Annotated in this window: 21 protein-coding genes, 1 tRNA gene and 1 riboswitch; of the genes, 13 read left to right on the top strand and 9 right to left on the bottom strand. The window is 51.1% G+C overall.

What is annotated here, in order from left to right:
* Positions 1-92: 92 nt before the first annotated feature.
* On the top strand, positions 93-287 hold the full coding sequence (locus tag WFJ73_RS31455) for a DUF2642 domain-containing protein (RefSeq protein WP_336776785.1): 195 nt from the start codon (positions 93-95) through the stop codon (positions 285-287).
* A gap of 48 nt (positions 288-335) precedes the next feature.
* Here the strand turns inward: WFJ73_RS31455 and WFJ73_RS31460 are convergent, their stop codons facing one another.
* Entirely contained in the window at positions 336-1046 is a 711-nt protein-coding gene (locus WFJ73_RS31460; protein ID WP_336776752.1) for a DUF421 domain-containing protein, read from the bottom strand.
* Positions 1047-1231: 185 nt separating this feature from the next.
* Positions 1232-1309: transfer RNA gene (locus WFJ73_RS31465), tRNA-Arg, on the bottom strand.
* Between the two features lie 283 nt (positions 1310-1592).
* Between WFJ73_RS31465 and WFJ73_RS31470 the strand changes: the two genes are divergently transcribed.
* On the top strand, positions 1593-1784 hold the full coding sequence (locus WFJ73_RS31470) for an aspartyl-phosphate phosphatase Spo0E family protein (protein WP_091190862.1): 192 nt from the start codon (positions 1593-1595) through the stop codon (positions 1782-1784).
* Here the strand turns inward: WFJ73_RS31470 and tadA are convergent, their stop codons facing one another.
* Positions 1785-2255: a tRNA adenosine(34) deaminase TadA gene (gene tadA, locus WFJ73_RS31475; protein WP_336776753.1), complete on the bottom strand. Its 471-nt coding sequence runs from the start codon at positions 2253-2255 to the stop codon at positions 1785-1787.
* A gap of 213 nt (positions 2256-2468) precedes the next feature.
* Here tadA and WFJ73_RS31480 point away from each other — a divergent pair, with 213 nt between their 5' ends.
* Genes WFJ73_RS31480 through rluF form a run of 3 tightly spaced genes read left to right on the top strand, consistent with a single transcriptional unit; the run spans position 2469 to position 5815 of the window.
* Entirely contained in the window at positions 2469-4343 is a 1875-nt protein-coding gene (locus WFJ73_RS31480; RefSeq protein ID WP_336776754.1) for an ATP-binding protein, read from the top strand.
* A 17-nt stretch (positions 4344-4360) separates the two neighbouring features.
* The gene (locus WFJ73_RS31485) at positions 4361-5107 is read left to right on the top strand and encodes an NAD-dependent epimerase/dehydratase family protein (RefSeq protein ID WP_336776755.1); all 747 of its coding nucleotides are present in this window, start codon (positions 4361-4363) and stop codon (positions 5105-5107) included.
* Positions 5108-5113: 6 nt separating this feature from the next.
* Positions 5114-5815: a 23S rRNA pseudouridine(2604) synthase RluF gene (gene rluF / locus WFJ73_RS31490; protein WP_336776756.1), complete on the top strand. Its 702-nt coding sequence runs from the start codon at positions 5114-5116 to the stop codon at positions 5813-5815.
* A 64-nt stretch (positions 5816-5879) separates the two neighbouring features.
* Here rluF and motB read toward each other — a convergent pair whose 3' ends face one another.
* Together motB and motA are read right to left on the bottom strand one after the other, a co-directional pair.
* Positions 5880-6698: a flagellar motor protein MotB gene (gene motB, locus WFJ73_RS31495; protein ID WP_336776757.1), complete on the bottom strand. Its 819-nt coding sequence runs from the start codon at positions 6696-6698 to the stop codon at positions 5880-5882.
* Positions 6685-7482: a flagellar motor stator protein MotA gene (motA, locus tag WFJ73_RS31500; protein WP_336776786.1), complete on the bottom strand. Its 798-nt coding sequence runs from the start codon at positions 7480-7482 to the stop codon at positions 6685-6687. The genes motB and motA overlap by 14 nt, the downstream gene beginning before the upstream one ends.
* 169 nt (positions 7483-7651) lie before the next feature.
* Between motA and WFJ73_RS31505 the strand changes: the two genes are divergently transcribed.
* Both WFJ73_RS31505 and WFJ73_RS31510 read left to right on the top strand, forming a co-directional pair.
* Positions 7652-7945, top strand: coding sequence for a hypothetical protein (locus tag WFJ73_RS31505; protein WP_336776758.1), 294 nt, complete (start codon positions 7652-7654; stop codon positions 7943-7945).
* 23 nt (positions 7946-7968) lie between these two features.
* A complete protein-coding gene (locus WFJ73_RS31510; RefSeq protein ID WP_336776759.1) occupies positions 7969-9207 on the top strand; it encodes an EAL domain-containing protein in 1239 nt (412 codons plus the stop codon).
* 5 nt (positions 9208-9212) lie between these two features.
* Here the strand turns inward: WFJ73_RS31510 and WFJ73_RS31515 are convergent, their stop codons facing one another.
* Positions 9213-9731, bottom strand: coding sequence for a GNAT family N-acetyltransferase (locus WFJ73_RS31515; protein ID WP_336776760.1), 519 nt, complete (start codon positions 9729-9731; stop codon positions 9213-9215).
* Between the two features lie 108 nt (positions 9732-9839).
* On the opposite strand from WFJ73_RS31515, the gene WFJ73_RS31520 reads away from it, so the two are divergent.
* Entirely contained in the window at positions 9840-11057 is a 1218-nt protein-coding gene (locus WFJ73_RS31520) for an MFS transporter (protein ID WP_336776761.1), read from the top strand.
* Positions 11058-11171: 114 nt separating this feature from the next.
* On the opposite strand, the gene WFJ73_RS31525 is transcribed toward WFJ73_RS31520, so the two are convergent.
* The 3 genes from WFJ73_RS31525 to WFJ73_RS31535 all read right to left on the bottom strand — a co-directional run bounded on the left by WFJ73_RS31525 (position 11172) and on the right by WFJ73_RS31535 (position 15091).
* Positions 11172-11639, bottom strand: coding sequence for a C40 family peptidase (locus WFJ73_RS31525; protein ID WP_336776762.1), 468 nt, complete (start codon positions 11637-11639; stop codon positions 11172-11174).
* A gap of 5 nt (positions 11640-11644) precedes the next feature.
* A riboswitch (cyclic di-AMP (ydaO/yuaA leader) is annotated at positions 11645-11801 on the bottom strand.
* Between the two features lie 310 nt (positions 11802-12111).
* On the bottom strand, positions 12112-12933 hold the full coding sequence (locus WFJ73_RS31530; protein WP_336776763.1) for a hypothetical protein: 822 nt from the start codon (positions 12931-12933) through the stop codon (positions 12112-12114).
* A 151-nt stretch (positions 12934-13084) separates the two neighbouring features.
* Positions 13085-15091, bottom strand: coding sequence for a M1 family metallopeptidase (locus WFJ73_RS31535; RefSeq protein WP_336776764.1), 2007 nt, complete (start codon positions 15089-15091; stop codon positions 13085-13087).
* A 103-nt stretch (positions 15092-15194) separates the two neighbouring features.
* Between WFJ73_RS31535 and WFJ73_RS31540 the strand changes: the two genes are divergently transcribed.
* The 5 genes from WFJ73_RS31540 (at position 15195) to WFJ73_RS31560 (ending at position 18777) form a co-directional block, all read left to right on the top strand.
* Positions 15195-15716 carry a YwhD family protein gene (locus WFJ73_RS31540; RefSeq protein ID WP_127497819.1) on the top strand — a complete coding sequence of 174 codons (522 nt, stop codon included), beginning with the start codon at positions 15195-15197 and terminating at the stop codon, positions 15714-15716.
* 92 nt (positions 15717-15808) lie between these two features.
* The gene (locus WFJ73_RS31545) at positions 15809-16414 is read left to right on the top strand and encodes an RNA polymerase sigma factor (RefSeq protein ID WP_336776765.1); all 606 of its coding nucleotides are present in this window, start codon (positions 15809-15811) and stop codon (positions 16412-16414) included.
* On the top strand, positions 16411-16965 hold the full coding sequence (locus tag WFJ73_RS31550) for a hypothetical protein (protein ID WP_336776766.1): 555 nt from the start codon (positions 16411-16413) through the stop codon (positions 16963-16965). The genes WFJ73_RS31545 and WFJ73_RS31550 overlap by 4 nt, the downstream gene beginning before the upstream one ends.
* A 34-nt stretch (positions 16966-16999) precedes the next feature.
* Positions 17000-18148 (top strand): hypothetical protein, encoded by a 1149-nt coding sequence (locus WFJ73_RS31555; RefSeq protein WP_336776767.1) that lies wholly within the window; start codon positions 17000-17002, stop codon positions 18146-18148.
* Positions 18145-18777, top strand: a complete 633-nt coding sequence (locus WFJ73_RS31560) for a hypothetical protein (RefSeq protein WP_336776768.1) — start codon at positions 18145-18147, stop codon at positions 18775-18777. The genes WFJ73_RS31555 and WFJ73_RS31560 overlap by 4 nt, the downstream gene beginning before the upstream one ends.
* Positions 18778-18784: the final 7 nt, after the last annotated feature.

Here is an 18784-nt window from a genome sequence, read left to right on the forward strand (position 1 = left end):
CTATAATTTAAGGAGTGAACAATTTGTACCAACCAAATTATATGCAACCAGGCAAGGTCAGCCCAGCGCAAATAAATCCTAGTCAAATACAAATGGTATCTTCCGTTGATCCTTACGTAGTGGAAGCGCTCAGCCGATTAATCGGCCGCTGCGTATTATTTGAGACAACGCGAGGCGCGCTTGAAGGAACCATCATTGACGTAAAACCTGATCATGTACTCTTGCAATTGCACACTCGGCAAGCATGTGTGCGAATCGCTGAGATTGTATGGACGATGCCGTTATAAATATTAGAGGGGACTGCTGCAAGCAGTCCCCTCTTTAACGCAATAACCTTATTCCTCATCAACAGGATTATGAACCCGGTCTTCATAGGAATCGAAGTATAAATGTCCGTTCGAGCTTTTTACGGCATAATTGACCGATTGAAGTGACAATCCTTTTGTTTTCGCCTGCGATACAAGCCATTCTTTTGTAATACCGTTCTGCCGCAAGTTGTTGTCGATAATCTTACCGTCCATGATAAGCTCGATCGGGAACGACGGTTTCGGGCCGGCCGGCACGTTCATGTCCTTGCGCGTCACAGGCAGATACTCGGGTTTTCGCAGCACAGAAACTTTCCCGTTCAGTTCGAGTACCGCATAGTGGACTTCTTCGATATTAAATATATTTTTTTCCCTTAGTTCCTGATTTAAAGTATCTAAAGTAATTTTCAATTTCCGCATATTGTTTTCCAATATTTTACCGTCTTGGATCAGAATCGTCGGCTGGCCGGAAATCCATTTGCGAAGCGGTCGGCTTCGCAGGGCAATAACCATAAGCAAATAAGCGATTCCGCCAAATGTAACAAGCGCAGTAAGCATTTCCCAAAAGTTTACTTTCATATTAAAAGCGAGATTTGCCGTAAAAGCACCCAGTGTAATCGCTGCTACAAAATCATGATAGGTCATTTGGGAGATTGTTGATTTTCCGAGTATGCGGGCAATAAGCATCATGATGAAAAAAGCCAAGACTGTTCTTAAAACGGCATAAAAAATATGATCCATATCATGGATTTCTCCTCTTCAATGCGGTCATTTGCTGCTTGTTATGCCAACTCTAATGAGTATTGACAAATTTTACCGCGTATAATCGGGAATGATACGGTTTTATATATTCCGCCCGGAATGAAAGGCTGCATCCTTTAAAAAAAAGAACCGCACAAAAGTACGGTTCTTCAATCTTTTAAATATGGCGCGCCACGGCGGGATTCGAACCCGCGACGCACAGTTTAGGAAACTGTCGCTCTATCCTGCTGAGCTACGGGCGCGCAGTATGGTTTATTTTAGCACGGGTGGCTTGGAACTTGCAACGCCCCTGTTTTATCTCTAATATGTAAGTTTTCTTATCAACAAATATATGAACGAGTATGAAACATCTAGACGACTCCCACAAAAGATGGTAATTTAGTACTGTTGGTTCAATTCGTGTCGAATCGTGCCTGAAAATTGTGTTTTCTTGTCGACAGGTTTTTACAAACAGTAAAAAGAAGAAAGCGTATAATAATTTTATACCTACATCAATGAATATAAGGAGCGTGCCCCAAAGCGATTATGGACAAAACAGATCTGCTTATACAATTGCAATCGCTGCGGCTGAAGCTTCATGAAGTAGCGGAGGCACGCGGTAGCCTTACCGACCCCGATGTCCTTGCGATCAGCGAAGAAGCTGATCAATTGATTGTTGCCCTGCAATATATCCAGCGTAACGAAGTTGCTTGTTCTTCCGCGCGCAGAAGCGAGTAGTTACTTCCGCTTGTTTCTCAGGTTTCTGAAGAAATTCGTCAACAGCTCGGCGCATTCCGGCTGAAGAATGCCGCTTGTTAATTCTGTTTCATGATTGAAACGGGGTTCCTGGAGCAAGTTCATTAACGTGCCCGCACAGCCTGCTTTAGGATCACCCGTTCCGTATACAACCCGTTTCACCCTGGACTGGACTATGGCGCCTGCGCACATCGGACAAGGCTCAAGTGTGACGTACAGCGTACAGTCCAAGAGCCGCCAAGCACCAAGCCGCTCACAAGCTTCTCGAATAGCGACCATTTCGGCATGCGCAGTCGGATCATGGTTAGTCTCCCGCAAGTTATAACCCCTTCCGACAACTTCCCCATTTTTCACAAGGATGGCACCGATCGGTACTTCGCCTATTTGTTCGGCTTTTTTGGCTTCCTCTATGGCGAGCTGCATCCAGGCCTGATCTTCTTGTTCTCGAATCATATTACCCTCCAACTTACGATAAAATCGAACAAATTCGCATTTATTCATCGAACAGATATTCTGTTGTTAACATGTAGTGGATAAAATTGTGGATAACTATCTTAATGTCCACAAAACTACACACAAACTATTCTATGGGCATGTGGATTAGTTGTTGATAATGTCAATAACTTGTGGATAACTAATGCCCAATTTAAAGGATGTGCATAGCCAGTGTCTTTTAAAGCCAAGTTCTCCATCTACATATTTATGATTGTTCTGGCGATGTTTATCCTTATCGTTATTTTGGACCAATATGCCGCGCTTCGCAATATGAATCAGGATATGGAGGAAGTGATGGAGCAGGCTTCGGCCAAGCTTTCGGAGTCATTCGACCAGCATCCGGGCTGGGCCTCTGACGTAGCCGCTTTAAGAGATGACCCGGAGTTTGAACCCAATGAAATGCAGGCCTTATTAAAAAAGCTTTACCCCGATCTGGAGGAAGTAACCGTGTTCCGTCCGGATTCTACCGGAATTATGTCTGAGGATAAGGTATTGTTAGGCACTTATACCTTCAGGGACGGGGCCAAAGATATGGTTTACGCCGCACAGGCTGCCGAGAAGGGCTTCCAGGTCCGCGAGGTGAATTGGAACGGCAAGGAGTATATCAAGAGTTATTACAGCGACGCCAGCCTTGCGCCTTACGTGATTGGCATGGTGTACGACTGCGAGGAATATAACCAGATTATGAGCATGAAGCGGATGGATGCGATTACCTATGCCGGCATTATCCTGCTGTTCGTGCTTATTAGCAGTTATTTGCTTGCCGGATTTATGCTGAGGCCGCTTAACGCGATTTTGTGGAAGGTAAACGAGGTATCGCTTGGGCGCTTCCAGACGGCTATTAAAGTCAGAGGCAAGGATGAGTTCGGCCTGCTTGCGCTGAAAATTAACGCGATGTCCCAGAACCTTAGCATTTATATGGAGAAGCTCCGCCAGGCGTTTGAGGATAACCGGCAGATGAAGGAATATTTGCAGTCCTTTATCGATCATACAAGCGATGCGATCCATGTCGTGGATTTACAGGGGAAATTCATTCAAGTGAACACAGCCTTCGAGCAGTTGTTTGGCTATACCTCGGAAGAAGTGTTTGGCGCGGAGATTGAGTTGGTACCGGACACGCATAGGGGAGAAATGCGCCTGATTATCAATTCTCTGCAAGAGGGCAAGGTGCTGCCCGCTCAAGAGACGATTCGGATGACCAAAAGCGGCGAGATCATTCCCGTCAGCGTCACTATATCGCCTATAAGGGACACGGAGGGCGTTATTCAGGCTTTCGCAAGCATTACCCGCGATATGAGAAGCCGTAACCGAATGGAAGAGCTGCTGCGCCGATCTGAGAAGCTTACGACGGTTGGACAGCTGGCAGCCGGAGTGGCGCATGAGATCCGCAATCCGTTAACTACCCTGCGCGGCTTCCTGCAGCTTCAGCAGCATACGGGCAAGATGAACCTGGAGCATACCGGACTAATGCTGTCGGAGCTTGACCGGATCAACTTAATTGTCGGAGAATTTCTGATTCTGGCCAAGCCGCAGGCAACCAGATTCGCGACAAGAGACGTCAGGGACGTCTTCCGCAGCGTTTTGTCGCTGATCGACAGCGAAGGGCATTTGCATAACGTGACCTTTACGACTTCTTTTACCGAAGCGCCATGCCTTGTATCCTGTGAAGAGAATCAGCTGAAGCAGGTTTTCATTAATCTGCTGAAGAACGGTATCGAGGCCATGCCGTCCGGAGGAAGAATACATACCCATATCGCTTCAAAAAACGACCAGATTACGATTTCCATTACGGATGAAGGAATCGGAATACCGGATGATATGATCCCGAAGATCGGCAACCCGTTCTTCACCGGCAAGGAAAGCGGCACGGGGCTTGGCATGATGATCAGCCAGCGGATTATCCACAGTCATCAGGGGCTGATGGAGATCAAGAGCCAGGTGAACGTCGGTACAACGATTATCATTACGCTCCCTGTTTTGAAAGAAGGGAACGCGAACGGTATACTAGGTGAAGGATTGGATAAACAAAGCGCAAATGTCGGCTGAGGAGGAGTAATCCGTCAATGGACAACATTGCAGGTATCAGTACTTACAGCTGCTTGATTGCGGGAGCTACGGGACTTGTCGGATCGGCGCTGCTGGAGCAGCTTCTGAACGATCCGGCCTGTCATTCCATTACGGTATTAGCCAGGCGGCCGATCGGCCGAATGGAGATGGAGCAGGAAGCGAGGTCCAAGCTGCACGTCATTATCGCGGATTTCGACCGGATGTGGGAAGCGCTGGATGATGTGGCGGTTGATCTCGTGTACTGTACGCTGGGGACTACGATAAAGACGGCGGGATCCCAGGAAGAGTTCCGCAAGGTGGATTATGACTATCCGCTTGCCTTGGCAGAGTGGGGACAGCATACGGGAGCGCGTCATTTTCTGGTCATAACGGCAATGGGAGCGTCGTCTTCCTCTGCTTTTTTCTATAATCGGGTAAAAGGCGAGCTTGAGGAGCAACTGGCCTTGATTCCGTTGGAATCGGTCCGGATCTTCAGGCCGTCACTGCTGCTTGGCTCGCGACAGTCGTTCCGTCTTGGAGAAACGATTGGCGCGGCCGTGTCGAAGGCAGTACAATGGGGTATGGTAGGCTCGCTTCGGCCATACCGTCCGATCGCGGGCGAAGCTGTCGCCAAAGCGATGAGGATAGCAGCGAAGCAAGCCATGACGGAGCAAGCATTGGATAAGCAGGCGGTAGGACAGCCATCTATTCATACGTATTCCTCCGATCGCATAGCGGAAATGGCAGCACAGACTACGGGGTGAACTTTTGTGCGGATTAATAAGTTTATAAGCGAGACAGGATATTGTTCGAGGCGTGAGGCGGATAAGCTGGTCGATAGCGGACGCGTCACGATTAACGGAGCGAAGGCTGAACTCGGCAGCCAAGCGGAGCTTGGCGATGATGTACGAATAGACGGAAAACGGATTGGCGAGCAGAAGCATCATGTGTATATTGCTTTGAACAAGCCTGTCGGCATTACGAGCACAACCGAGCTGCATATCCGCGGCAATATTGTCGATTTTGTCGGCCATAAAGAGCGGATTTTTCCAATCGGCCGGTTGGACAAGGATTCCGAAGGGCTGATTCTGCTCACAAATGACGGTGATGTGGTTAATCCGATCCTCCGCTCGGAAGGCAAGCACGAGAAGGAGTATATCGTGACGGTTGATCGTCCGGTTACGGCGGAGTTCGTCAAAGGAATGTCGAGCGGGGTTCGTATCCTGGGCAGCATGACGCTGCCATGCCAGGTGACCAGAGTAGGGGATCGTGTCTTCCGGATTGTTCTGACCGAAGGGAAGAACCGGCAGATTCGTCGGATGTGCGAGGCATTTGGTTATCATGTGCGGAAGCTGCAGCGCATCCGCATAATGAATATTCATCTCGGACAATTGCCAACGGGCAAATGGCGGGACTTGACGGAAGCGGAGAAAGCGGAGCTGTTTGATTCCTTGAATTACAGCCCGTCGTAAGGCAGGCCAAAACAGAAACTCCCCTGATTCTAGGAATCAGGGGAGTTTTCTATAAAGAAGTTGTTCACTGCTTAGGCGTTGCAGGAATTTGCTGCACCTTGCTCGAATCGACATATTTACGAATGATCGATACTTCAACCCGGCGGTTCTTCGCCCGACCGGCTGTTGTATCATTGGAAGCTACCGGACGGTACTCACCGTAACCGATGGCGCTGAACCGTTCCGGTTTGAGCTTGTTATTCTGCAAAAGCACGTCCATAAACCGGATCGCCCTTGAGGAGCTTAGATCCCAGTTGGATTTGAAGTTCTGCGTCCGGATCGGCTGATCGTCGGTATGGCCGGATACGACAATCTCATAGCCGGTATAAGGCTCCAGCATCTTGGAGATATTGGCTGCCAGCTCCTTCGATTCGGTCTTGAGAGCATCGCTGCCGGAAGCAAATAACGCATTGTCGCTGATCGTAATCATCAGCTGGGACTGATTAAGCTTCGTTTCCAGCTCGGAGGACAGACCGTTCTTCTTAATATATTGGTCAAGTTGCTTCTTCAGCTTCTCCAAGTCTTCCTGTTCTTTTTTGATCAGCTCTTGAAGATTGGACTCCGTATCCTCATGCTGGTCCTTGCTGGTCTTCTTCCCGTCATCGATTTGCTGCTGGGGCTGCTCGCCTGACTTGATAACCGACGGATTGTCCATGATACCGGCCCCGGAATTGAATGCGGCGCTGAACGCCTCGCTCATCCGTTCGAACTTTCTGGCATCCGTGGAGCTTGCCGCATACAATACGATAAAGAGCGCGAGAAGCAGCGTTAGCAGATCGGCATAAGGGATAAGCCATGATTCGTCGATATGTTCATCGTGATCGTCGTGCTTACGCTTTTTCACCGGCGCTAGCCTCCTTCTCCCTCATAGCCGCCCGTTCCGTTGGGGTGAGGAATACAGACAGCTTCTGGTTAATCGCGATCGTGGATACGCCGGATTGAATCGATAGCAGGCCTTCTACCATCATCAGGCGAAGCTGTACTTCTTTCTTGGACAAACGCTTCAATTTATTCGCGAGCGGATGCCACAGCACGTAACCGGTAAAGATACCGAGCAGCGTTGCGATAAAGGCGCCGGCAATGGAGTGGGCAAGGGTCTCCATATCGTCCATGTGGCCAAGCGCGCCGATCAGACCAACTACGGCACCAAGTACACCAAGCGTTGGAGCATAGGTACCGGCTTGCGTGAAGATCAAGGCGCCAGCTTTATGGCGGTCTTCCGTTGCGGAAATATCCTCGAGCAGGACGTCACGGACGAAATCCTGGTCATTCCCGTCAATAATCATGCGCATGCCGTTGCGGAGGAAAGTATCTTCAATATCCTCGACCTTGGCTTCCAGGGCAAGAAGACCTTCGCGGCGGGTAATCGAAGCCCATTCCATAAAGCTCTCGATCAGCTGCTCGCGGGGCATCAGAGGTTGTTCCTTGAAGGCGATCTTGAACAGCTTGCCGACCTTGGAAAGCTCCGACATCGGGAAGGCGATCATAACCGAAGCGATGGTCCCGAGGACGATAATCATATAAGCGGCGGGATTTAACAGATTGCTAAGAGCGGCACCCTTCAGCGTCATACCGACCAGTACCGCTACGAGTCCTAATATAATACCGATAATTGTAGAATTTTTCATCATGCACCCCGTCCAGTACGTTTTCGACAAATCTCTAGTACTTATATCGACAAGTTATCGTACGGAAATTAGACTTTCAGAAATGATTTAAGAGAGAGAGCGTTAATTTTCGTAAAAATGCGGTAAAATGAGTATAGAAGATAATTATGGTAAAGGTGGTTGACCTATAGTGGGAGTCAGACATGCAAGAGAGTATGCAGATATATTGAAAGAACTGACGGAAGCGGTAAGCGAGGTAGAAGGCAGCTACACGTTTTTCGAGATGGAAGAGGAAGAGTGGGCCGCGCTTGGGGCGGACGACCGGCATGAAGTCATGGAGGCGCTTGCCGACGATGTGTTCTTCGGACTTGGCGAGCAGCCGTTTATCGAGGTTGGCAAAGGTGCGATTACGTATCATCCGAAGCATCATGTCATTGAAGTGTCGCATGGAGATAACGTGACCCGTATGATTCGGTTGACATAAGGCAACAAAGGGAGAGCGTGAGCGTGACGAACGATTGCTTATCAAATACGACGTTACCGCAGACGCTGCAGCTGGATGGCGAGCAGCTGTCTGCTTTCTATCAGCCGATCATTGCGCTTGATACGAGAAAAGTGGTTGGCTATGAGGTGCTGGGGAGAGCCTGCAAGGACGATGCCGTCCGCAGTCTGGGGCCGTTTTTCTGCGACGCCGCCGTACCGGTCGAGGATCATATCGCGGTTGACCGGATTTTGCGTGAACAGGCTTTTCGGAAAATAAGCGAAACCCCGCAGCCTCCGATGCTGTTTATTAATTTGAAGCCGAACTGGATGCACCGGGGCGTGCAGTCTGGGGAGATGTATACCTTATCTCTGCTGGATAAATATCGGATTGATCCCCGCAGAGTCGTGATAGAGATTACGGAAGAAAGCTTTAACGGCGAGATTGAGGAGCTGCGCGAAATCATCGATTTGTACCGCTCCAAGGGCTGTCTGATTGCGATTGACGATGTTGGCAGCGGCTTTAGCGGCATGGACCGGATTGCTTTGATTCAGCCGAACATTCTGAAAATCGACATTCATTTGCTGAAACGGAGCGCGAGTCATGACGGCTATCTGGGTACGCTCCGTTCCCTCTCCGCGCTGGCTGACCAACTTGGGGCTTCGCTGCTTGCCGAAGGGGTGGAGACCAAGCAGGATTTGGCGAGAGCGATCCAGGCGGGAGTTCGGTACGTACAGGGCTTTCTGTTTGCGAAGGCCGAGCCGGAGTTCGACGAGCCGTCCCGTTTCTCTGTCCTATTGGAAGAGGAACTGGAAGCGCACCGGCAGCTGCAGCTCTATTCGGAAAACTACTGGAGCTATTTGTCGGACAGGCTGTCCGGCAAGATCGACCGGATTGGTCATCTGGAGGAGCTGGAGGACGAGGATAATGAATGGATCGTCCGGCTGCTGCAGGAATTGGAGAACAACAGCATTCGCGTCTACCTTTGCAGTGAAGACGGCATTCAGATCTCCTCCAATTATTCGAGAAGAGAAGACGGAAGCTGGCGGCGGGAGGATGAATACTGCGGGGCCAACTGGAGCTGGCGGCCGTATTTTGTTCCGAATGTCGTTCAATTAAATGAGAACCGCCGCTCCATGGTATCCCGCGCCTATACCGACCTGGATTCCAGGGCTTGGATCCGGACGGTATCGGTACTGGTGAAGCCCGGCATTATTTTGTTCGTTGATATGAAGGATCCCGAGCCTGATTATTACCGGTTATAGGGATATTAAAGAGTAGACTGGTACACCATACAATGGAACTCGGCGGGCCCTTGCGGCGTTGGCCTTACATACGTATCCTCAATGGCAAAGCCGGCCCGTTCGTAAGCGCGAATGGCCCGCGTGTTCCAGGTCAGCACCTCCAGATCGATGCTGTTCCGAGGGGCCCGGCGCAGAGCTTCATGGACCAGCAGCCGCAGAAAACCGGGGCCGATGCCTCTGCCGCATAATGCGGGATGAAGGCCGAGACCGAGGCGGGTAACGCCAACAATGGGGAAGAATTGGGCAAAACCGATCAGTTCCTTGTTGCGATTCACGACAGCCGCATATTGCATGCGTCGCAGGACGGGGTCGCCGAATTCGATCTCGTCCTTTTGCATCGTATCCCAAGCCGGCCAATGATAAAGATCGTAGGGCGGTTCGTATTGCCACCCGCAGATTTGCCGGGCATGATCGATTTCCAGCGGCTGGATAGTCATATCCTCCAGAGATGGTTTATAATGTACCTCATCAGTAAAATTAGTCATGGATCTTCCCTCATTAATAAGAATCTATATAAGTTTCTTTCCATTATAACATTTCGGTAATCGACTTCATGAGGATTTGGCGAAGGACAACGAAGGAGAACTTTTACGATGCGGAAATTAATAGCGCTTGGCTGTTTGTCTTATCTCGTAATTGGATTAGCTCATGTTGTGGGCGGGTCGGTAATGGAGCAGATGCTCGATAAATACGGTTTGTCTTATGACGACGGCGGGCAATGGATGATGAATCAGTTCTTTGGTTTTTTGGTGGGCGTATTGCTGTCCCCGTTTATTACGTCCAAGCTGGGCAAAAGAGGGGGAGTGCTTCTCTCGCTTGGTCTCCTGACGCTTGGCGAAGCGGCTTACAGCCTTACTCCCGACTCCTGGGGGCTGATGCTGTTTATCGCCTTGTTTGCCGGGTTTGGATTTGGTATGACGGAATCCGTCATTGGAGCCATGGTCATTGATCTGGCGGAAGAGAACGGCAAGGCTAATGCGATGACCAAGCTGGAGACGTTCTTTGGAATCGGGGCCTTCCTGATGCCAACGATGGCCAGCATATTGATCCGATACGATGTATGGCAATTATCATTCCCGATCCTATCGGCACTTGCTGGCATTACCTTTATCTTATGGATGACGATATCGTTTGGGCCAATCGATGACAAGATCGGTTTTCATGCCAGAGGGAAGAAGGCTGCGGCGGAGCGGGAAGCTGGCGAACCGCGTCCAAAAGGATGGTTCGGGTATAAGAGAGCCTCGATTCCGTTCCTGCTGCTGTCGGCGTTATTTTTCGTCATTTATGTTGGCGTGGAAATGAGCTTCTCCAATTATCTGCCTTCCATTATGATCGAACGCTCCGGCATGTCCGAAGCGAATGCCCCTTCCTCGCTTAGTCTGTTCTGGGGCACGATGATCCTTGGGCGTCTGTTCGCCGGACGGCTGGCGGATCGTGTCGGATACATCCGCTATCTGTTTGTTGCGATTGCCGGGGCCTGCGTCGTTATTCTTGCGATGGGAGCCGTTGGGCAGTTAAGCGGCATGATGGTTCTTGTCGGACTAAGCGGATTGTTCTTCTCCGGCGTGTTCGGGATTGCTCTCGTATTCGCGAACGGACTAATTCCGGGGATGACGGAGCGGACAACCAGTCTGCTTGTCGCTTGCGGAGGCGTAGGCGGGGCGATCTTCCCGAAATTAACGGGATGGATGATGGACAACTATGGTGCGGACCGTACAGTCTGGATTCTAGGAGCTTTTCTTATTGCGATGTTTGTCGTATTGCTTGCGATGCTGGCGCTCGGCCGGAAGCAGCAGACGGCAGTTGCCTAAACAGAATAGCGGGAAACAATAAAGCCGCATGCGGTTTGTCCGGTGGGACAAGCTGCATGCGGCTTTATTGCAGGAATCCTGCCAATCCGTCCCGATGGAAACGGCTGCTGGATTCTATTGTTCGTCGGCATATTTATCAAAAGTGCTAGGGTCCATGACACGTCGAGCAGTCACATACCGGTTGACATAATAAGAGTCACTAAGGCTGCTAATCGTAACGCCCTTGCTGGACGATGCATGAGCAAACTTGCCATCCCCTACATAAATGCCGACATGAGATACACCACGACCGTTCGTGTTGAAGAACACGAGATCTCCGGCCACTAGATCGCTTTTTGCGATCTTCTTACCTGTTTCAGATTGCGAAGTGGAAGTACGAGGAAGATCGATGCCCATTTTGTCGAAAACATAAGAAGTAAATCCGGAGCAGTCGAATCCTTTCGTGGATGTTCCACCTGCAACGTACGGCGTGCCAATCAAGTTGCTGACAATGCCGTCCATTTTGGAGTCTGCGAAAACGCTTCCAGCCTGAAAAGCTAGCATTAGCGCAAGTCCAAGGAGTAGTGCTGTAACCTTTTTCAAAGCGGTAAAGCTCCTTCCAATGCCGACGAGGTTAGCTGTGGGGTTCGGTTGAAGGATCCCTATGACTTCTCGGGCGCCGATAGAATCATTCGGACGTCGAAGTCAATTCACCCAGGGGTGGTTCCCCCGTTTCCAGTACAAGGAATTAGGCAGTTTGTTTTATGTACTTGGTAACTATTCGGTAATTTTCGTTTATCTCCTCCTCTATGCGGCAATTTCTAATAATTCTCATGCAACCTTTTGACTAATGAAAGCGGAAAAGCTTGTATCCTGCGGTTAGTAGTCTTCATGTAGGGCGCGCAGACTAGCAGAGAAGCACTATAAAGATTTACTAACTCTTTACTATGTGGTTTTGCTAGCCGATATGTTGGTTTATTTGGAGAATGGCGGACGAGCGATCCCGAAAAAACGCGAAAAACCCGCGCTGTGACTAGGTCGCAGGGCGGGCTGCTTCTATAATTATGAGAAAATTTTAAACTTCCTTTGATCTTAAAATGTCGTATTGGGAGGCTAGAGTCCATACTTTCATTAGGGTACGGACAAGATGATAGCCTTGGTGGACAAGAAGGGCGATAAAGCCGGCCCATACGAGGGAGAAGCCGCTGACAAACAATCCGATTCCCGAGCCGATCGCCCACATGAGAAGCGATAATCCGGCAAAAGGCAGAAGATGCTTAACGGCTGTGCCAAGGGATTGGAAAATACCGCCGGTTTTGCCGCTTGTCGCCCCAAGCTGCATGGCTAGGAACAGTAGATGGAGCAGGATGCCCCATAACAGCCAGCCTCCAGCAGCGGGAAGAGTCTGCTGCAGCAAGGCTCCAATCGAGCGGCTGTGAAGGAGGGCTTCAAGTCCCTTGGGCAGCAGCCACCATGCAGGAGCGAGAGCAAGAATCGTTTCGATCCAGTAGAGCAGGGTAACCGGCTTCCATGCCCGGCGGATACCTTGCAGGAACTGCGTTCCTCCTGCATCGGTCGCATGCTGCAGGGAGTAGAGCAGTCCCGCGTTAAATAACGGAGAGAGCAGCATTCTTGCGGCGAATAAGCCGCCAAGCAGCCACAGGTATGGAGTGAGCAAATCCGTCTTCATAATCTGGAACTGCGCTTCGCTCAAAAATAGCTGGACGGCTGCTTTGGACGGGGAATGATCCGGGAACCGGCGCAGCAGAGGAGCTACGACTGAATCGATAAACCGGTAAAGGAAGAACCCCCATAGCAGCTGGTACAGGAATAGCAGGATAACGATATAAAAGTGCTTGATCGTGAGCCCCCAGCCTTGCCTCATATGATTTTTCATGGCTTATCCTCCTAAAATTGCGAAGCAATTCTTAGCTACCACATAAGAATTTATAAGTTTCGAGCAAGCCGGAATAACAAATTCTTATTGGCGATAAAACCTACCTCTAGACGCGGACGCTCTTCTTCGAAATTCTTCGATAGAGGTTTTCTCACCAGCCCAATAATCCGAGCAGACCTTGAATGACGTTAGAAGTACCAAGACTCCAACGGGTACGTGTGACCTCAGATAAGTCGGCCTTCATATAGTCGTTGATATGCTTATTGTCGAGTACGTTTGTATGCTGCGGATCGACAGCAACCCATTCGAGCGGAGAGCTATGGACAACTTTGTACTGAACTTGAGCCTCTGTCGGATCCCAGGACTTCGGAACAATGGTGCCGTCCTTGAACTTCAGGACAACCGGAACCGGACCGTAATAACCGCCGTTGCGCTGAAGAGAGACAACCGATTCATACATCCGCGTTCCATCTTGCTCTACCGGATGGACATTAATGGACTCTACGGATACGTCCGCCATCTGATTGCCGTAGACATATTGGTCGAAGTAATTGTTCCACTTCTGCTTGGTCACCTGCTCTACAACGCGCTGGAAGTCGGTGGTGGTTGGATGCTTGAACTTATATTTCTGGAAGTAGGTTCGCATAATCTTCTGCATCATTTTCTCGCCGACTTGCTTCTCGATGCCAATCAGTACGAGCTTTGCCCGCATGTACACATTCTCGGCATAGACGTTATTGCTCGGATAAGCCCAGGATGGCTGCTTCAGCGGAGCGGGATCCGTCATATAGCTCGCTTCCAGCGGCAGGTTGGCTTCGATGCCGTATTCGCTGGCCATAACCTTGTCTTCCGCATAGGAGGTAAAACCTTCGTCGAGCCAGGCTTCTTCGAATTCATTCGAGGCTACCATGCCGTACCAGTATTGATGCCCGACCTCATGCACGACGGTCCTCTCTAGACTGTAGCCCGGATTGTCCGTCTCGGCGGCGAAAGCCGTGACGAGTGTCGGATATTCCATTCCTCCGGAGCCGTTAGCTCCCTTAGGAGGGACTACAACCGATAAGGTCGAGTACGGGTACTCGCCATACCATTGCCCGTATTTGGAGAGCGCAGATTTGGCGGCATGCATATACCTGTCCTTCAAATCCTTATGCGCAGGATCCAGATAAAGCTTGATACGTACACCCGGAATGCCCGGGCCGGATAAGGTGTCTTCATAATAGATAAAGTCCGGGGAGGCGGCCCAGGCGAAGTCATGCACGTCATCGGCGTAGAACTGATAGAACGCCCGGTTGTCCTTTTTCTCTACAGCCTTCGTCTGAAATCCCGTTGCTGCAACGGTATAGGATTCTGGCACCTGGATGCGGACGGAATATATGCCGAAGTCGCTGTAAAACTCGGAGTTGCCGTGGTACTGATGCGTGTTCCAGCCCTCTGTGGTGCGGCCTCTTGTCCCCGCTGTCTCGTACACGGCCAGCTTAGGGAACCATTGGCCCGCCATCACGTAATTGCCGGAGTAGCCCATGCGAGCGAATACTTCGGGCAGCTTCACCTCAAAGCCCATCTCTAGGGTAACCGACTTGCCGGGGGCAACCGGTTCGGGCAGCTTAAGCTTGGCCAGCGTAAAGTCATTCGGATTGTTGTCATCGGGCTGAACATAATGCAGCCGCGGAAGCAGGCTTTCCCCTTCCGTCGTCTCCAGCGTAAGCAGCTTCATGTAGCCCTGGCTTGCTTCGGTTGCTTTATCCGAGCGCAGCTTTCCGCCGGATTCCTTCATAAACGTAGTTTTGTCCGACATGAAGGCGTTCGGATAGAGGTGGAAATACAGCTCGGACACCGTCTTTTTGCCCGGGTTCGTCCAGGTGACGGTCTGCTGGCCGTCGAGATACCGGATATCGTCGCGAAGCGATACGTTGATATGGTACTCGGTGATCCGCTTGCTAAGCGCCTGCGGTTTCGGAGCCACGTTGTCGGGTTGGGACGAGGCTGGCGGCTTGGCCGATTTTGGCGCAGAATCGGTCGCTGCATTGGCGGCAGGGGCGAGTGCATAAGTATATTGGGATTGCCAAGCGCGGCCGAAGCCCTGCTGGATGGAGAGGCCGAGCAGGACGGCGGTAAGCGTAAACAGCAACAATCGTTTGACGTAGCGTGGAGACATGATACAATTCCCTCCCGTGACAAGCATCTATAGCATGTATATGTTTGCTTTTCGCGGATTATTAGCTAAAATGGAATTATTGTACGGGGAAGGTGGAAGAGCTATGACGGAACAGCAAGGACAGCCGGCAGAGCCGGAAAAAAAAGAGAAGAAGTCCCTCTCTCTTAACGTAGTGAGCAACAAACAACATAAAGGCTTTGGAGCCGGAACGATAGATTTAAGCGCAGTATCCTGCGTCATTATTGATAATGGCGTGGCCTATATCGATGACGGGGCGATGCATGCGAAGAGCAAGGTGGAGCGGGGCATCAAGTTCAGTCCGAATAAAGAAGACTGCCCGAACGGCCGCAAATGCTGGATCGTATGGACTGCCGTTGAACGAGGCGAGACAGGTTCGTATTATGCGGGGGCTACGGCCTGCGAGATGTGGATCGATACCGAAGCGCGCCGCGGCTGGAAAATTCTTGCTGATCACGTGAACAAGCTGGATGCCGCGATTAAACGCAAGTACAAGCTTGAAGAGCTGGATGCGGAAGAGAAGGCGGCTTACCGCAAGCTTCTGGCCGAACATAATGAAGAATGGTGGAATAATTCGCCTGAAGAGCTTAAGGAAGCTTTGGCGTAAGCAGTGAATTCAATAACCGGGGATCGTAAGGCGGATGGCCGCGCGATCCCCGGTTTTTTTCTTGAAAACTTTTTTTTGAAGATGCGCAGGGGTTGAGAGCGAAGCTGTCGTCTATTGTAGCGGGAAGGGAGGAGAGCGAGATACAAGACGAACAATGGATCACGGCCATCAAGAACGGCGGTCCTGCGGCGTTTCAGACTTTTGTAGACGAATATGGGCCCTATCTCTATCGAACCGTGTTTGCTGTCATCCGTTCGCCGCATGATGCGGAGGACGTGACGCAGGAAGCGCTGCTGCAAATCTATCGCTCCCTCCCGGAGTTCCGAATGGACGGCTTCAAGACGTGGATTACCCGCATAGCCGTCAATAAGGCGATTGATTGGAAGAGAAGCCGGATGCGCAAGCCCGAGGAGCTGGTGGACAGCTTGACGGGGCTTGAGGCGGAAGGGATGATGGCAGACCGCGGGCTGGCCGTGGAGACAGCGGTTATAGACCGCGAAGAGCAGCGGCAGGTGCGCGAGCAGGTGGAACAGCTGCCGGACAATTATCGGGAAGTCGTGACCGCTTATTATATGGAGAACAAATCGTACGAGGAGATCGCGGTTCAGACCGGACTTGAGAAAAAAAGCGTAGAGTCGAGGCTCTACCGGGCACGTAACTGGATCAAGCGGCATTGGCGGAAGGAGGACTTCGAATGAATGAGCAGGAGTGGAAGGAACATGTAACGGCAGCAGATCTGACCGCTTATATCCATGATGAACAGGCTGAACATAAACGGGTGAAGATCGAGCTGCATATCGCGGCATGCGAGCCGTGTATGGTGCTTTTTATGAATGCGATAGAGGCATCGGAGGCTGGGGAATCGAATCCGGCATCCGATGGACCGGCAGAGGCAAGGGCTGTCATTCCGGATATGAAAAAGCTGGGGAAGCGGGTTATCGATATTTTGCTCGCCGAGTCGGCAAGAAAGAACCCGATTATGCGGGCGGAGCCTGCCCGCCGCCAGTCTTTCCTGCAGCGTCCCATAGTTCACTTTACTGCCGCGGCGGCCATTACGCTGCTGCTGCTCGGCACGGGAACCTTTAGCGGACTGTCCGCCAAGCTGGGGGAGATGGATTCCCATTCCGCCACTACGGAGCAAACGATCGAGAAGGACGCGAAGCAGCCTCAAGGGCCAACATGGTCCGACCGGATGGTCACGCGTACTTCTTCCTGGTTCGATAAGCTGGAGAAAGACCGTTTCAAATAAGTAAGAATGATTGATGGAGGAGAGGAAAGACGAAATGTCAAAAAATCCGGTAGTCGCTTTATTGCTGTCCTTTATTCCGGGCGTCGGGCATGCCTACTTGGGGCGTCCGTTTCGCTGCCTGCTGTATGGAGGAGGGTTCTTTGGCTCCTTATTGCTTTTGTTTATCGCTATACAATCCGGGGACGGAGGGGATATCGGCCTCTTCTTCCTCTTCACGGCCGCTCTCAGCTGGCTAATTAATATGATCGATATGGTCGTGACGCTGCTGTCTCCAAAGCCGCCTGTGGCGCCTTACAGCGAGCGGGGAGATATCCCGTTTGATCCGGGCTACATGGCGTACGAGCAGCAAAGGGAGAAGACAAGCACCGTGATGCTGTCCCTTATTCCGGGTCTCGGTCATATGTCGCTTGGTCTTATGCAGCGCGGCATCACGTTCCTGGTTGCTTTCCTTGGACTGTTCGCGGTTGTGGTTTTTATCGGAGTCGTGACGAATACTGCCGCTTTTTTGGTATTTCTGCTAGGGCTTCCGGTGATCTGGATCTACAGCATTTTTGATGCGATTCAGCAGCTTCACAAGAAGCAGCGCGGAGAAGAGCTTAGCGACCGTCCGCTGTTCGAGGAGATTGAGAACCATATGGGAACCGGCCGAAAAAATAAAGTGCTGGCCGCGATCCTGTCGCTCTTCCCGGGAGCGGGACATCTGTATCTGGGCCTGCAGAAGCGGGGCCTCCAGCTGATGGGCGGGTTCCTTATCGCCATCTATTTGATGGATTCGCTGCGGCTGTCGATCTTCTTGTTCCTCATGCCGCTGCTCTGGTTCTATGCCTTCTTCGATTCCATGCAGCAGATGTCGCGTTATGAACGCGGCGAGCTCCACGACGAAGCGGTAGTCGCTCAGCTTGCCCCATATCAGAAGTGGATCGGAATTGGCCTTTTGCTGCTAGGCATTTATTATTTGGGTGACCGGGTAATGGGCGGTTATATCTCGCAGACATGGCCAGGAATCTATGCCGAGTATGTAAAACTGAAATATAATCTGCCAACAGCCATCGTCGCTTTCCTGATGATTGCACTCGGCTTCCGGCTAGTGTTTGGCAGCGGCAGCAGAAAATCTTATTCGGCGCCAGCTCCTCTTCCGCCTCATCCCGCGGAGATGATGAGAGAAGAGGAGGGAGACCGATGAGAGAATGGCGGGTAGGCTCGCTGTCTATGGGCATTACGCTGCTCCTGATCGGCGTTTCCATTGCCATATCGATTTGGAGCGGTACAGATGCGCTGAATACGCTGCTGTGGGTAGCGCCCGTCGTTTTTATCCTGCTTGGAGCGGAGCTTCTTATTCATCTCAAGCTGTCGGGGAAAGAACGGCCGGTTATGCGTTACGACTGGATGAGTATGTTCTATGTGGCGGTTATCGGGGCAGGCAGCCTGCTTATGGCCTCTTTTACTTCGACGGGACTGCTTGGGGAAGTGCGTGACCAGCTGCAAATGACGGAACGTACGGCTATCGTGCAATCGGATCCGGTAAAGGTACCGGACGGTATCAAGAAGATCGTCGTACAGTCGCTTCGTCCGATTCAGCTCGACCAAGGAGAGGTTCGCGCCGTACAGCTTCTCGGGCAAGTGCAGTACTGGGCGCCCAAGCCGCTTAAGCAGCCGGAAAAGATGGTAGCAACAAGCACGGTAGGCAGCACCATGTACGTTCTTATTAATAGCTTCGAGCATAAGGATGGCTCCATTGGTTCGGAGAACATCAATCAGGAGCTGACGCTTGTTCTGCCGCAAGAGATAGAGGTAGAAAAGCGAGGCTTTTAATCCCATT

The organism is Paenibacillus sp. MMO-58, assembly GCF_037146255.1.
Classification (GTDB): domain Bacteria; phylum Bacillota; class Bacilli; order Paenibacillales; family Paenibacillaceae; genus Pristimantibacillus.

What these genes read in the sequence shown, in the direction of transcription:
- WFJ73_RS31540 (WP_127497819.1), top strand. Translation starts at nt 15,195, where the DNA reads ATGACGGAACAGCAAGGACAGCCGGCAGAGCCGGAAAAAAAAGAGAAG.
- WFJ73_RS31560 (WP_336776768.1), top strand. Translation starts at nt 18,145, where the DNA reads ATGAGAGAATGGCGGGTAGGCTCGCTGTCTATGGGCATTACGCTGCTC.
- WFJ73_RS31530 (WP_336776763.1), bottom strand. Translation starts at nt 12,933, where the DNA reads ATGAAAAATCATATGAGGCAAGGCTGGGGGCTCACGATCAAGCACTTT.
- WFJ73_RS31455 (WP_336776785.1), top strand. Translation starts at nt 93, where the DNA reads ATGGTATCTTCCGTTGATCCTTACGTAGTGGAAGCGCTCAGCCGATTA.
- WFJ73_RS31555 (WP_336776767.1), top strand. Translation starts at nt 17,000, where the DNA reads ATGTCAAAAAATCCGGTAGTCGCTTTATTGCTGTCCTTTATTCCGGGC.
- WFJ73_RS31470 (WP_091190862.1), top strand. Translation starts at nt 1,593, where the DNA reads ATGGACAAAACAGATCTGCTTATACAATTGCAATCGCTGCGGCTGAAG.
- WFJ73_RS31515 (WP_336776760.1), bottom strand. Translation starts at nt 9,731, where the DNA reads ATGACTAATTTTACTGATGAGGTACATTATAAACCATCTCTGGAGGAT.
- WFJ73_RS31520 (WP_336776761.1), top strand. Translation starts at nt 9,840, where the DNA reads ATGCGGAAATTAATAGCGCTTGGCTGTTTGTCTTATCTCGTAATTGGA.
- WFJ73_RS31550 (WP_336776766.1), top strand. Translation starts at nt 16,411, where the DNA reads ATGAATGAGCAGGAGTGGAAGGAACATGTAACGGCAGCAGATCTGACC.
- motA (WP_336776786.1), bottom strand. Translation starts at nt 7,482, where the DNA reads ATGAAAAATTCTACAATTATCGGTATTATATTAGGACTCGTAGCGGTA.
- tadA (WP_336776753.1), bottom strand. Translation starts at nt 2,255, where the DNA reads ATGATTCGAGAACAAGAAGATCAGGCCTGGATGCAGCTCGCCATAGAG.
- WFJ73_RS31535 (WP_336776764.1), bottom strand. Translation starts at nt 15,091, where the DNA reads ATGTCTCCACGCTACGTCAAACGATTGTTGCTGTTTACGCTTACCGCC.
- WFJ73_RS31485 (WP_336776755.1), top strand. Translation starts at nt 4,361, where the DNA reads ATGGACAACATTGCAGGTATCAGTACTTACAGCTGCTTGATTGCGGGA.
- WFJ73_RS31460 (WP_336776752.1), bottom strand. Translation starts at nt 1,046, where the DNA reads ATGGATCATATTTTTTATGCCGTTTTAAGAACAGTCTTGGCTTTTTTC.